General features: G+C 71.3%; 13 protein-coding genes. 10 read left to right on the forward strand and 3 right to left on the reverse strand.

Annotation, left to right across the window (positions count from 1 at the left end):
- Positions 1 to 231: 231 nt before the first annotated feature.
- The 4 genes from ACLJQZ_RS29195 to ACLJQZ_RS29210 all read left to right on the forward strand — a co-directional run bounded on the left by ACLJQZ_RS29195 (position 232) and on the right by ACLJQZ_RS29210 (position 3,165).
- A complete protein-coding gene (locus tag ACLJQZ_RS29195) occupies positions 232 to 885 on the forward strand; it encodes a ferritin-like fold-containing protein (RefSeq protein ID WP_410623067.1) in 654 nt (217 codons plus the stop codon).
- 119 nt (positions 886 to 1,004) lie between these two features.
- The gene (locus ACLJQZ_RS29200) at positions 1,005 to 1,235 is read left to right on the forward strand and encodes a DUF3107 domain-containing protein (RefSeq protein ID WP_410623068.1); all 231 of its coding nucleotides are present in this window, start codon (positions 1,005 to 1,007) and stop codon (positions 1,233 to 1,235) included.
- A 583-nt stretch (positions 1,236 to 1,818) separates the two neighbouring features.
- The gene (locus ACLJQZ_RS29205) at positions 1,819 to 2,652 is read left to right on the forward strand and encodes a DUF418 domain-containing protein (protein WP_410623069.1); all 834 of its coding nucleotides are present in this window, start codon (positions 1,819 to 1,821) and stop codon (positions 2,650 to 2,652) included.
- Between the two features lie 57 nt (positions 2,653 to 2,709).
- Positions 2,710 to 3,165: a pyridoxamine 5'-phosphate oxidase family protein gene (locus ACLJQZ_RS29210; RefSeq protein WP_410623070.1), complete on the forward strand. Its 456-nt coding sequence runs from the start codon at positions 2,710 to 2,712 to the stop codon at positions 3,163 to 3,165.
- 159 nt (positions 3,166 to 3,324) lie between these two features.
- Here the strand turns inward: ACLJQZ_RS29210 and ACLJQZ_RS29215 are convergent, their stop codons facing one another.
- The gene (locus ACLJQZ_RS29215; protein WP_247061095.1) at positions 3,325 to 3,642 is read right to left on the reverse strand and encodes a DUF4873 domain-containing protein; all 318 of its coding nucleotides are present in this window, start codon (positions 3,640 to 3,642) and stop codon (positions 3,325 to 3,327) included.
- A complete protein-coding gene (locus ACLJQZ_RS29220) occupies positions 3,639 to 4,412 on the reverse strand; it encodes a TetR/AcrR family transcriptional regulator (protein ID WP_326951771.1) in 774 nt (257 codons plus the stop codon). Before ACLJQZ_RS29220 ends, ACLJQZ_RS29215 begins: the two co-directional genes overlap by 4 nt.
- 55 nt (positions 4,413 to 4,467) lie before the next feature.
- On the opposite strand from ACLJQZ_RS29220, the gene ACLJQZ_RS29225 reads away from it, so the two are divergent.
- Both ACLJQZ_RS29225 and ACLJQZ_RS29230 read left to right on the forward strand, forming a co-directional pair.
- Positions 4,468 to 5,376: an AurF N-oxygenase family protein gene (locus tag ACLJQZ_RS29225; RefSeq protein ID WP_410623071.1), complete on the forward strand. Its 909-nt coding sequence runs from the start codon at positions 4,468 to 4,470 to the stop codon at positions 5,374 to 5,376.
- Complete coding sequence (locus ACLJQZ_RS29230) at positions 5,373 to 6,287, forward strand: alpha/beta fold hydrolase (RefSeq protein WP_410623072.1); 915 nt, start codon at positions 5,373 to 5,375, stop codon at positions 6,285 to 6,287. Before ACLJQZ_RS29225 ends, ACLJQZ_RS29230 begins: the two co-directional genes overlap by 4 nt.
- 95 nt (positions 6,288 to 6,382) lie before the next feature.
- Here ACLJQZ_RS29230 and ACLJQZ_RS29235 read toward each other — a convergent pair whose 3' ends face one another.
- Positions 6,383 to 7,009 (reverse strand): TetR/AcrR family transcriptional regulator, encoded by a 627-nt coding sequence (locus ACLJQZ_RS29235; protein WP_247061100.1) that lies wholly within the window; start codon positions 7,007 to 7,009, stop codon positions 6,383 to 6,385.
- A 213-nt stretch (positions 7,010 to 7,222) separates the two neighbouring features.
- On the opposite strand from ACLJQZ_RS29235, the gene ACLJQZ_RS29240 reads away from it, so the two are divergent.
- The 4 genes from ACLJQZ_RS29240 to ACLJQZ_RS29255 all read left to right on the forward strand — a co-directional run bounded on the left by ACLJQZ_RS29240 (position 7,223) and on the right by ACLJQZ_RS29255 (position 11,634).
- Positions 7,223 to 8,122: an alpha/beta fold hydrolase gene (locus ACLJQZ_RS29240; protein WP_410623171.1), complete on the forward strand. Its 900-nt coding sequence runs from the start codon at positions 7,223 to 7,225 to the stop codon at positions 8,120 to 8,122.
- A gap of 80 nt (positions 8,123 to 8,202) precedes the next feature.
- The gene (locus ACLJQZ_RS29245) at positions 8,203 to 9,363 is read left to right on the forward strand and encodes a DUF3152 domain-containing protein (RefSeq protein WP_410623073.1); all 1,161 of its coding nucleotides are present in this window, start codon (positions 8,203 to 8,205) and stop codon (positions 9,361 to 9,363) included.
- A gap of 153 nt (positions 9,364 to 9,516) precedes the next feature.
- Positions 9,517 to 10,692, forward strand: coding sequence for an adenylyltransferase/sulfurtransferase MoeZ (moeZ, locus tag ACLJQZ_RS29250; RefSeq protein ID WP_410623074.1), 1,176 nt, complete (start codon positions 9,517 to 9,519; stop codon positions 10,690 to 10,692).
- Positions 10,693 to 10,836: 144 nt separating this feature from the next.
- Entirely contained in the window at positions 10,837 to 11,634 is a 798-nt protein-coding gene (locus ACLJQZ_RS29255) for a TIGR02569 family protein (protein WP_410623075.1), read from the forward strand.
- Positions 11,635 to 11,738: the final 104 nt, after the last annotated feature.

An 11,738-nucleotide genomic window follows, 5' to 3' on the forward strand; every position in this document is an offset into this window, starting at 1 on the left:
GCGCGGAACCGGTCCGTCCCGGGAATGCCGGAAGAGGCGTGCACGCACATTGCAGTACGTCGGCGGGCCTCGTGGCCTGCCTGATCCCGACGCCTGTAGTGACGTGCGGAAGCTTCGATATCAAAGGCAGTGTACCTGGTCAGCAGTTTTTCGACAGCACCCGGCACGCCGGAGGCAGTGGGATCGGTCTCGTCCCGACACGCCCGGGTGCTTCGGCGATACCCTGCTGCCGTGACCGACCCGAAAGAGATCACCGAAGGCGTCGTCGACCTTCTGGGCGTGATCGCCTATCTCGAGCTGTCCGCGTTCGACCGGCTGGCCGAGGACGCTCGCAGTGCCCCCACCCTGGCCGGGCGGGCCGCGCTGGCGGCCATGGCGGCCGCCGAGATCGGTCACTACGGCCTGCTGTCCGCGCACCTGGCCGGGCACGGCGTCGCGATCGAGGTCGCGATGGCGCCGTTCCCGAAGCACATCGACGACTGGCACGCCTCGACCCCGCCGAAGTCCTGGCTGGAGTCGCTCGTCAAAGCTTACGTCGGCGACGGCCTCGCCGCCGACCTCTACCGGGAGATGGCCAGCTGGCTGGACCCCGAGACCAAGGACCTGGTGCTCACCGTGCTGGCCGACACCGGACACTCCGCCTTCGCCGAGCGCGAGGTGGCGGCCGGGATCGAAGCCGACCCCAAGACCCGCGACAAGCTCGCTCTGTGGGGGCGCCGCCTGCTCGGCGAAGCGCTCACGCAGGCCCAGTACGTCGTCGCCGAACGAGACGGCCTGGCCGAGCTCATCATCGGCGGATCGGGTGACCTCTCCGGAATTGCGGCACTGTTCCGAAGGTTGCAACAGGGGCACACGAAGCGCATGCAGGCCCTCGGCCTGGGCTGACCCCGATGGAGTACCAGGACACGACGACGTGGCCGGGCGCGGACATGCGGCACCGCAACGACCCGGTTCGGTTAGCCTTGCCGAGCACATCCCTTTCGAATTTCCAGCGGAGGTCCCACGTGGAGGTCAAGATCGGCATCAAGGACACCCCGCGCGAGCTGGTGGTGTCCAGTGGCCAGTCTCCCGACGAGGTGGAGAAGCTGGTCTCCGAGGCCCTGACGGCCGGTGACGGGCTCTTCCGCCTCAGCGACGAGAAGGGCCGCAAGTACATCGTCCCCTCCGACCGCATCGCCTACGTCGAGATCGCGCCGTCCGACACCCGCAAGGTCGGCTTCGGCGTCGGCGACTGACGTCACACCGCGGTAACCGTCCGGTCTCAGCTCGCTCTCAGCCCCATCCGTAACCGTGCCCCGGCAGGGGTTCGGGTGAGGTGAGCGAGAGATGAGGTGGACGGCGTCCACGCGGTAGCAACGGCTCCGGCACGGAGCCGCGAACACCAGCCCACGGCCGGTCCCGCTCCCCGGAGCGGACCGGCCGTCCGGCTGACCGGGATCGACGTGGCCCGCGGGGCCGCGGTGCTGGGGATGTACGCGGTGCACCTCGGGCCGAACCCGCTCGACGGCGGTGGCGCCGCCTGGTTCAAGCCCTTCGAAGGCCATTCCGCCGCGCTCTTCGCGGTGCTGGCCGGCGTCTCGATCGCGCTGATGTCCGGCGGGCGGCGGCCCAAGGCGGGCCGGGCCCGCACGCGCGTCGCGCTGCGGCTGGCGACCCGGGCCCCGCTGCTGGTCGCGCTGGGCCTCCTGCTCACCGGGCTCGGCACCGGCTACATGGTCATCCTCGCCTACTACGGCGCCTGCTTCCTGCTCGCGACCGGCGTGGCTGCGCTGCCGGGCGCGCACGCTCGCCGTCGCCGCCCTGGTCACGGCCGTGGTCATGCCGCTGGTGTCCTTCGCGGTGCGGTCCGTCTTCGCGCCGCGCGACCTGGTCTTCGCGGCGCCGGACGTCGCGTGGGGCGACTTAGCGACCTGGCACGGCCTCGGGCGCGCGGCCGGCGTGCTGCTGCTGACCGGGACGTTCCCGGCGGCCACCCTGATGGCCTACCTGTTCGCCGGGATGGCGATCGGGCGCCTCGACCTGACGTCGCCGGTGGTGCGCCGCCGGCTGTGCTTCGGCGGCGCGGCGCTGGCGGCGGGCGCGTACGCCGTCTCGTGGCTCGCGACGCGCGTCTTCGGCGGCCTCGAAGCCGTCTACCAGGCTCTGGAACCGGCCGCGGCGAGCTACGGCATGAGCCCGGAGACGCTGCTGCACCTCGACGAGTCCTGGATCTACGGCACGCCGCCGACCACGACGTGGGCGTGGGAGCCGCTGGCGAGCGGCGCGTCGTGCACGCCGTTCGACCTGCTGGTGTCGATCGGCATCGCGGCGTCGGTGATCGGCGGCTGCCTGCTGCTCGCGCCGCGCGTCGAGCGGCTCCTGCGGCCGCTGGCCGATCTCGGCGGCCGCGCGCTTTCCGCGTACGTGCTGCACTTCGTGGCGATCCGGCTGATCTGGGACAGCGACGGTGACGGCCCGGACGTGTTCGCGCTCACCCATTTCGTGGCCTTCTCGGCGGTCGCGCTCCTCGCTTCGGTGGCCTGGCGTCGCCGGATCGGGCGCGGGCCCCTCGAATGGGCGATGGCGCGCTTCTCGCGGTGGCCGGACCAGGTCCTCCGCCAGGTTCACCGGATCGGTGCGCTTTCCTTGGTGTGTCGGGGTTTCCCGGCTTAACTTCGTCGGCGATCCGGCGCCACGGGGCCCGGACCGACACCCCTCCGGAGCAAGTCGATGACCACTGTCGAGCCCACGACGACCGCCGTGGCGGACCTCGTGCGGAGCACCCTGGCGACGCACAAGTCGCTGTTCCTCGCGACTTCGGGCAGTGACGGCCCGTGGGTCGGCGGCGTCTACTTCGCCGAGGACGACGCGTTCACGCTGAACCTGGTGCTGGAGCGCCGCGGCCGGACGCTCGCCGCGATCCGTGAGAACCCGGTGGTGTCGGTGGTCGTGTCGACCGGTTCGCCGATGCAGCCGTTCCTGCAGGCGCGGGCGCTCGCCGAGGTCGTCGCCGGTGAGGACGACACGCGGGTGCGGGAGACGCTGGTGGCGAAGGTCCCGGAGGCGGCGCCGTTCCTGGACGCCCCGGTGGTGGCGGTCCGCCTGAGCGTCCGCGGCTGGCGCGCGACGGACATCGCGAACGGCTGGCTCCCCGGACGTGACCTGCCGAGCCCGCGGCACCCCTGAGTCGTATCCCGGCACGGCCACCGCGCGGGTGGCCGAGCCGGTTCCACCGCGCCGCCCGCGGCGGCGCCTTCACGGGCGAGCGTCGTCGCGGGCGGCTGCGAAAGTCCGTGAATGCCCCATCGAGGGACCTGGTGTCCGTGAATGTGGCATTCACGGACTTCAGGCGTTGAGCTCTTCCAGCGACGTCGGCACGTGGAACGGGGGCGTGCTGGTGCCCGTGATCCGGTAGCGGCCCCACGGGTCCGGGTCCGACAGTTCGCCCGTCGCGGTGTGCGCGCCCGCGTGGATCTCGACGGCCTTCTTCTTGCCGCCGGCCAGTTTCGCCAGCTCTTCGTGCACCGCCACCCGGCCGTACCAGCGGTAGAAGCCGTCGATCGGCTGGAAGTAGCCGCGCAGCTCCACCTGCGCCGTCAGCGAGACGCCGTCGACCACCAGGGTCGCTTCGCCGCTGTAGCCGTCTTCGTCGTGGTCGCTCATGACGTCTCCTCAACAGGCACGGGTTCCGTGCGGCCCAGCTGGACCACCTTGTTCGCTTCCAGCGGCTGGTTCGGGTCGATGACCACGCCGTGCTGGCGGCTCAGCCCGTCGATGGCCGCCCAGATGATCTGCGTCAGGTACTCGACGACGGCGTCGCGGCCCATCGACCGGCGGTCCAGCCACCACTCGCCGGTGTTCTGGACCATCCCGACGATGCCGTGCGCCCACGGCTCGGCCGCGCCGGAGTCCATGTTGAACATCCGCATGTAGTCGCCGAGCAGCGCGGTCAGCGCCGTCGCGATCAGTTCCTTGTCCTCGGCCACGACGTCGGAACCGACCGGCTTCTCCGGGCGTCCGTGCGCGAGCAGCCGGTACAGGTTCGGGTGCTCCTCGATCACGGTGAAGAACGCGTCGAGCGCCATCCGGATCCGCGGCACCGGCGCCAGTTCGGCGTTGATCGCCGGGATCAGCCGCTCGAAGAGGATCTCCGTGCCGCGCTGCCCGAGGGCGACGTAGAGGTCGGCCTTGTCGTCGAAGTGCCGGTACAGCACGGGTTTCGTGACGCCCGCCTCGGCGGCGACGTCCTCCATGCCGAGGTCCGGGCCGTGGGTGTCGAGCGCGCGCAGGGCGGCCTCGACGAACTCCTTGCGCCGCGCGATCCGGTGCTTGCGCCAGCGGTCCCGGCGGGCGTCGCCGGTCGCCTCCTCGCCGCGCGACGAAGGCTTGGACGGCTTGCCGGAGCGCTTGACACGTTCGATCACGAGGGGGATGCTACCAGAGGTAACTGTTACCTCAAGTTACATGTTTCGGAAGGGGCTGTCGGCGATGACGCGGACGCTGAAGGAACCGGATCGCGAAAAGACCGCGGAGCGGCTGCTCAAGTCGTCGGCGAACAAGTTCTACGACCCCGACGTCGACATCGACTGGACCGCGCCGCTGGTCGAGGGCAAGCGGTTCATCCCGGACGAGCGCTCCTCGCTGTACGGCACGAAGCTCTGGGACAAGCTGACGCCGGAGCAGCGCATCGAACTGGGGAAGCACGAGGTCGCCAGCGTCGCGACCACCGGGCTGTGGTTCGAGATCCTCCTGATGCAGATGCTGCTCAAGGAGGTCTACAAGCAGGACCCGACGTCCGCGCACGCGCAGTTCGCGCTCACCGAGATCGCCGACGAGTGCCGGCACTCGACGATGTTCGCGCGGATGGCGTCGCGGATCGGCTGCCCCGCCTACGGCCCGGTGCCGTGGCTGCGGAAGCTCGCGAAGCTGATGCCGGCGATCTCCTACGGCCCGGCGCGTTACGGCGCGATCCTGGTCGCCGAAGAAGTGCTGGACCGGCTGCAGCGCGAGCAGATGAACGACGACGGCATCCAGCCGCTGGTCCGGATGGTCAACCGGATCCACGTGCTGGAGGAGGCGCGGCACGTCACCTTCGCCCGCGAAGAGGTCACGCGCGGCATGGCGAAGCTGTCCAAGGCCGAGATCGCCTACCAGCAGTTCGTCATCGCGCTCATCTCGTACTTCGTGACGCGGGCGTTCATCAACCCGAACGTTTACAAGGCGGTCGGGATCCGGCCGCGCGACGGCGTCGAGGCCGCGCTGAACAACCCGCACTGGCAGGGCACGATCGCCTGGGCCGGGGAGAAGATCATGCCGTTCCTGGAGGAGTCGGGCCTGGTCGGGCTGCCCGGGAAGTTCTTCTGGCGCAAGTCCTTCCTGCTCCCGGCGGGCCGGTGACGACCGCGTCGCGGCTGCGGAACCCGTCGCTCGGGCACCGGTTCGTCGCGAGCGACGGCGCCGCGCTGCACGTCGCCGAGTCCGGCCCCGCCGACTCGGCTGTGACGCTGGTGCTCGTCCACGGCTGGACGCAGGACCACCGCACGTGGGACTTCGTGCTGCCGCACCTCGATCCCGGCGTGCGGGTGCTGCGCTACGACCTGCGCGGCCACGGCGGTTCCGAGCCCGCGCGCCCGGGCTCGGCGTCGATCGCCCGGCTCGCCGACGACCTGGCCGAGCTGATCGCCGACCGCGTCCCGAAGGGCCCGCTCGTGCTCGCCGGTCACTCGATGGGTGGCATGACGCTGATGGTGCTCGCCGAGCGGCACCCCGCGCTGGTCGCGTCGCGGCTCGCGGGGGCGGCGTTCGTGGCGACGTCGTCGGGGGACATGGACCGGCTGACGCTCGGGTTCCCGGGCCTGGTCGGCCGGGGCGTCACGCGCTTCGAGCCGCGACTGGCTCGCCTGCTGGCAGGCCTGCGGTCGGACACGCTGCGCCTGCGTCCGGGGATGGTCCGGTCCGGTTCGCGGCGCCTGGTCTTCGGCGACCGGCCGAGCCGTGCGCAGGTCGACAGCGTCGTCGAGCAGCTGCTGTGCAGCCACCCGGCGAGCGCGGGGCTGTTCCTGACTGCGATCGCGGCCCACCGCGGTGTCGGCGGCCTGGGCGCGCTCTGCGACGTCCCGTCGGTGGTGCTGGCGGGGGAGAAGGACCGCCTCTGCCCGCTGGCGCACGCGAAGGTGATCGCGGACGAGCTGCCGCACGCGGAGTTCGTCCGCTACCCGGGAGCCGGGCACATGCTGCCGCAGGAGCGTCCCTACGAGGTGGCCCGCCGCCTCTCGGCCCTGGTCCGCATGGCCGTCACCACCCGCTGACGCCCTGCCAACAAAACGCCACTTTCATAGGGAAAGATACGTCGGAGGCCCCTTGAGGCGGATCTTTCCCTACGAAAGTGACGGCCTCGGCCGGATCAGGAGTCCTTGAGCGGGAAGCCGCCGCCGATGCCGCGCCAGGCCAGGTTGGCCGTGAGGGCGACTGCTTCCTCTTGGCTCATCGACTGGTGGTGCTGCAGCCAGAACCGGGCGCTGACCTGGCTCATCCCGACCAGCCCGACCGCCAGCAGCCGCGCCTTGTCCTCGTCGAGACCGGCGTCCGCCGTGATCGTGTCCGTGATCGCGTCCACGCTCGCCGAGGTCGCGCGGTCCACCGCTTCCTGGACCGCCGGCTCGCCGCGCAGGTCGGACTCGAACACCATGCGGAACGCGCCCGCGTCGCTGCTCACGAAGTCGAAGAACGCGCCGACCGTGGCCGGGACGCGCTGCTTGTTCTCCGTTGTCGAGTCCAGCGCCGCCTGCACGCGCCTGACCAGCTCGTCGACATGGCTTTCGAGCAGCGCGATGTACAGGTCGAGCTTGCCGGGGAAGTGCTGGTAGAGCACCGGCTTGCTGACGCCCGCGACCTCGGCGATCTCGTCCATGGCGGCGGCGTGGTAGCCGTTCTCGGCGAAGACCCGCTGCGCCGCGGCGAGGAGCTGGGCCCGGCGCTCGGTCCGGGGCAAGCGCACCCCTCGTTGCTGCAACCGCGTCATCTCCGTCATGCTCTTCCTCCCGTCTTCGCCACCTTCGACGGGCGGGGTCGCCACCGCGTGAAGTCGACCTGAAGATTACTCGCCGGTACGCGTGCTGTGCCAAGTGTCGGGCATCCTGGAGCCGTGAAGACCTCCGCCCACGACCCGGGAGACGTCGGCGCGGCCCGGCCGCCGGTGACCCACGTGCCCCTCTCGACCAGGGCTTTGCCGTCGCTCGAGCCGGTGCTGCCGCCCTGGCCGGCGACGTTCGAAGAGGTCGGCACCGCCCGCCTCCACATCCGCCGCACGCCGGGCCCGGACGGCGTGCCGGCCGTCTACCTCCACGGCCTCGGCGGTTCGTCGACGAACTGGACCGACCTGGCGGCGCTGCTCGCCCCGGTCGCCGGGGGCACCGCGCCGGATCTGCCCGGCTTCGGCAGCTCCGAGCCCGAGGCCGGGTTCGACTTCAGCCTCGAAGCGCACGCCGAGGTCGTCGCGCGGCACATCCGCGACGTCGGCGCGCCCGTCCACCTGCTCGGCAACTCCATGGGCGGCGCCATCGCGCTCATCGTCGCCGCGCGGCACCCGGAGCTCGTCAAGACGCTGACGCTCATCTCACCCGCCATGCCCGACCGGCGCCCCGACCCGCGGCGGCTGTCGGAGCCGCGGATGGCGTTCGCCTACCTGCCGCTGGTCGGCGCGCGGGTACGCGCCCAGCTCGCCGCGCTCGGCCCGCGTGAACGCGCCGCCCAGGTCATCAAGCTCTGCTTCGCGGACCCGTCGAGGTTCCCGGAGAGCCGGCTCGACGAGCTGACCGAGGAACACGGCGCCCGCGCGGCCTTCGCCTGGGCCGCCCCGGCGATGGCGCGCAGCACGTTCGGCATCTTCCGGGCCTGGTCGGCGGTCGGGAAGGCGTCCCTGTGGTCCCTCGCGCCGTTGGTGAAGGTGCCGACGCTGGTCGTCTGGGGCCGGGAGGACCGCGTCATCACGGCGCGACGCGCCATGCGCACCGCCCGCGCGCTCCCGCGGGCCCGGCTGCTCGTGCTCCCGCGCACCGGCCACGTGGCTCAGATGGAGCGGCCGATCGTCGTGGCGAAGGCGGTTCTGGGCATGTGGGAGCACGTCGAAGCCGGAAATTGGTAGCCCGATCGGGTGACAACTGATCGCTGCGTGATCCGCCAGTCGCCGAGGGCGCCGCTTCGGCGCTGTGGCACCCTGGTGCGGTGGACCGGGTGAAGCAGGACGCGCGAGGCGAAGATCGGCGGGCTCCCCACCGCGCGTCGGCCCGCCGGCCCGCGCAAGGTGCCCCCGAGTCCGGAGAGCCGCCGCGCACCGGGCAGTACCGCCCGGCGAAGGCGCCGGCCCAGCGCGTCAGCGAGGACCGCTACCGCCCCGGTGGCCGCCGGACCTCCGCCGAGCCCCTGAGCGCGTCCTGGAAGCCGCACGAGCAGGCGCGGGAGGCCAAGCAGGCCGAAGAGCCCCCGAAGACCGCCTTCGCCAAGTTCACCAAGACCTACGGCTGGCGCGTCTACGCCCTGCCGATCCTCGTCGTGCTGACCGTGCTCGTCGTCGTCAACACCGCGAACAGCCCGGCCGAGCCGATCGCCGAGCAGGGCGCCGGTTCCGGGATCGAGTCGGCGGGCGGCGACACGTCCGGCGGCTCCATCGACGGCGCCGACGGCCAGGGCATCCCGGAGAACCCGGCGACCCCGGTCGACCTCAAGGTCCCGACGGCGGACCTGCCGGAAGGCAGCCCCTTCACCCAGGCCGGCGCGGGCGCGTGGCACACCGTGCCCGGCAGCGGCCCGAAGGTCGGCAGCGGCAAGCTGTACACCTACACCGTCGAAGTCGAGGACGGCATCGACCCGGCGAGCTACGCCGGTGACGACGCCTTCGCCTCGGCCGTCCAGGGCACGCTGTCGGATCCCAAGAGCTGGACGTGGGACGGCAAGGTCGCCTTCCAGCGCGTGGACGCGAACTTCCCGAACCCGTCGTTCAAGGTGAGCCTCACCACGCCGGAGACGACGCACCGAGCGGACGCCTGCGGGTTCCAGATCAAGTTCGAGGCGTCCTGCTACCGCAAGAGCATGGGCCGCGTCCTGATCAACCTGGCCCGCTGGGTGCGCGGCGCGAAGGCGTACGGCGCCGACATGACCGGCTACCGGCAGTACGCCATCAACCACGAGGTCGGGCACGCCCTGGGCAACCAGCACGTCGGCTGCGGCGGCAACAACCAGCCCGCGCCGGTGATGATGCAGCAGTCCTTCGGCGTCAACGACGACTACGTCTCGATGCTCAACGACATCCCTGGCGGCGACAAGGGCAAGGTCGCCAAGGACGGTCTGATCTGCAAGACCAACTCCTGGCCGAACCCCACGCCGTGACATCCGGGGCCTCGCCCCGGGCCGGGGGCTCCGCCACCCGGAACCCGTGAACGCCGCGGTAGCCGTCCCACGATCCGGACCTGGGAAGGTCTGTTTGCCCGCGCGCGTTGTGCATAGTGGGATGGACGCGATCCGCGCGAGATGGAGGACCCGATGTCAGCACTGCCGCCGCTCGTCGAGCCGGCTGCCGAGCTCACCAAGGAAGAGGTGGCCCGGTACAGCCGTCACCTGATCATCCCGGACGTCGGGGTGACCGGGCAGAAGCGGCTCAAGAACGCGAAGGTCCTGGTCATCGGCGCCGGTGGCCTCGGCAGCCCCGCGCTGCTGTACCTGGCCGCGGCCGGCGTCGGCTCGCTCGGCATCGTCGACTTCGACGTCGTCGACGAGTCGAACCTGCAGCGCCAGGTCATCCACGGCCAGTCCGACGTCGGCAAGCTCAAGGCCGCGTCCGCGCAGGAGTCGATCGCCGAGATCAACCCGCTGGTCCGGGTCTACCTGCACACCGAGCGGCTGGACTCGTCGAACGCGCTGGAGATCTTCGAGCAGTACGACCTGATCGTCGACGGCACGGACAACTTCGCCACGCGCTACCTGGTGAACGACGCCGCGGTGCTGCTGGGCAAGCCGTACGTCTGGGGCTCGATCTTCCGGTTCGAGGGCCAGGTCAGCGTGTTCTGGGAGAACGCGCCGAACGGCAGGGGCCTCAACTACCGCGACCTCTACCCGGAGCCGCCGCCCCCGGGCATGGTCCCCTCCTGCGCCGAGGGTGGCGTGCTGGGCGTGCTGTGCGCGTCCATCGGCTCGATCATGGTGACCGAGGCGATCAAGCTCATCACCGGCATCGGCGAGCCGCTGCTCGGGCGGCTCATCAGCTACGACGCGCTGGAGATGAAGTACCGCGAGGTCAAGATCCGCAAGGACCCGGAGACCCCGAAGATCACCGAGCTGATCGACTACGAGGCGTTCTGCGGCGTGGTCTCGGACGAGGCGGCGTCGGCGGCGTCGGGTAGCACGATCACCCCGGCGGAGCTCAAGGCCAAGTTCGACAACGGCGACGACTTCGCCCTGATCGACGTCCGCGAGCCGCACGAGTACGAGATCGTCAACATCAAGAGCGCGACGCTGATCCCGAAGGACCGCATCCTCTCGGGCGAGGCGCTGGCGGAGCTGCCGCAGGACAAGCCGATCGTCCTGCACTGCAAGTCGGGTGCCCGTTCGGCGGAGGCCCTGGCGGCCCTGCACGCGGCCGGCTTCAAGGACGCGACCCACCTCGGCGGTGGCGTGCTGGCCTGGGCCAAGCAGATCGACCCGAGCCTGCCGACCTACTGACAGTTGTGCTCCGTGAGGGGCACCCTCCCGGCTCCCGCGGCCGTGAGGGTGCCCCTCACGGCGTTTCGTCCCGGTTCTCAAAACCGTCTGTGACCAGCGCGTCTTCTCGATCGTGGACCACCCGGCCGGGTACCGTCGGTCCTTGTGCGGTCAACCCTCGAACGCCCTCCCGGCCACGTCTGCGCGGCCTTCGGCGGGCTCGCCGACAACGGCGAAGCGCTGCCGGACTCGGCGGCGTGGCGCTGTGGCGACCTCGTGCTCAAGCCGGTCGCCGACAAGGCCAAGACGTTGTGGACCGCCCGCGCGCTCGACTACGTCGACGAGCCGGGCCTGCGGGTCGCGAAGCCGGTGCGCTCGACCGACGGCCGCTGGATCGTCGGCGGCTGGACGGCGTCGCGGTTCGTCGCCGGCACCGCCGAGCACCACGGTGACGCCTCGGTGCTCGCCGCGGTGAAGCTGCACCGGGCGACCGTCGGGCTGCCGCGGCCGGACTTCATCGCCCTGCGGAAGGACGTCGACGCCGTCGCCGACCGCGTCGCCTGGGAAGAACTCGAAGTCCCGCTGGAGGAGACGAAGGGCGGCCGCTGGTTCGAGGTCCTGGCCGGTGCGCGCCGCCCGATCAAGCTCTCGTCCCAGGTCGCGCACGGCGAACTGCTGGCGGGCCTGCTGTTCGACGGCGACGCGGCACCGGGCCTGGTCGACTTCGTCCCGTACTACCGCCCGGGCGAGTACGGCGCGGCGATCGTCGCGGTCGACGCCCTGGCCTGGGGCGGCGCGACCCGCGAGCTGCTGGAGCGCTGGGCGCACCTGCCGGAGTGGCCGCAGCTGCTGCTGCGCGCGGTGCTGTTCCGCCTGGCGGCCAACGCCCTGAACCCGAGGTCGACGCGCGCGGCGCTGGACAGCCTTCGCGTAGCGGCCCGCGAAGTCAGCGGCGTGCTCTGACGCCGTGTTGGCCACTCCGGTCGTCGTGTTGGCCGTTCCGGTCGCCGAGTTGGCCGTTCCGGATGGGCGGTTCGGTCGTGCCGTCACCCGGAACTACCGGCGCG

The organism is Amycolatopsis sp. cmx-8-4 (assembly GCF_046548675.1).
Taxonomy (GTDB): domain Bacteria; phylum Actinomycetota; class Actinomycetes; order Mycobacteriales; family Pseudonocardiaceae; genus Amycolatopsis.

Excerpts from the sequence above, each read along its gene's own strand:
- ACLJQZ_RS29215 (WP_247061095.1), bottom strand. The coding sequence starts at position 3,642 with ATGAGCGACCACGACGAAGACGGCTACAGCGGCGAAGCGACCCTGGTG.
- moeZ (WP_410623074.1), top strand. The coding sequence starts at position 9,517 with ATGTCAGCACTGCCGCCGCTCGTCGAGCCGGCTGCCGAGCTCACCAAG.
- ACLJQZ_RS29210 (WP_410623070.1), top strand. The coding sequence starts at position 2,710 with ATGACCACTGTCGAGCCCACGACGACCGCCGTGGCGGACCTCGTGCGG.
- ACLJQZ_RS29205 (WP_410623069.1), top strand. The coding sequence starts at position 1,819 with ATGCCGCTGGTGTCCTTCGCGGTGCGGTCCGTCTTCGCGCCGCGCGAC.
- ACLJQZ_RS29235 (WP_247061100.1), bottom strand. The coding sequence starts at position 7,009 with ATGACGGAGATGACGCGGTTGCAGCAACGAGGGGTGCGCTTGCCCCGG.
- ACLJQZ_RS29225 (WP_410623071.1), top strand. The coding sequence starts at position 4,468 with ATGACGCGGACGCTGAAGGAACCGGATCGCGAAAAGACCGCGGAGCGG.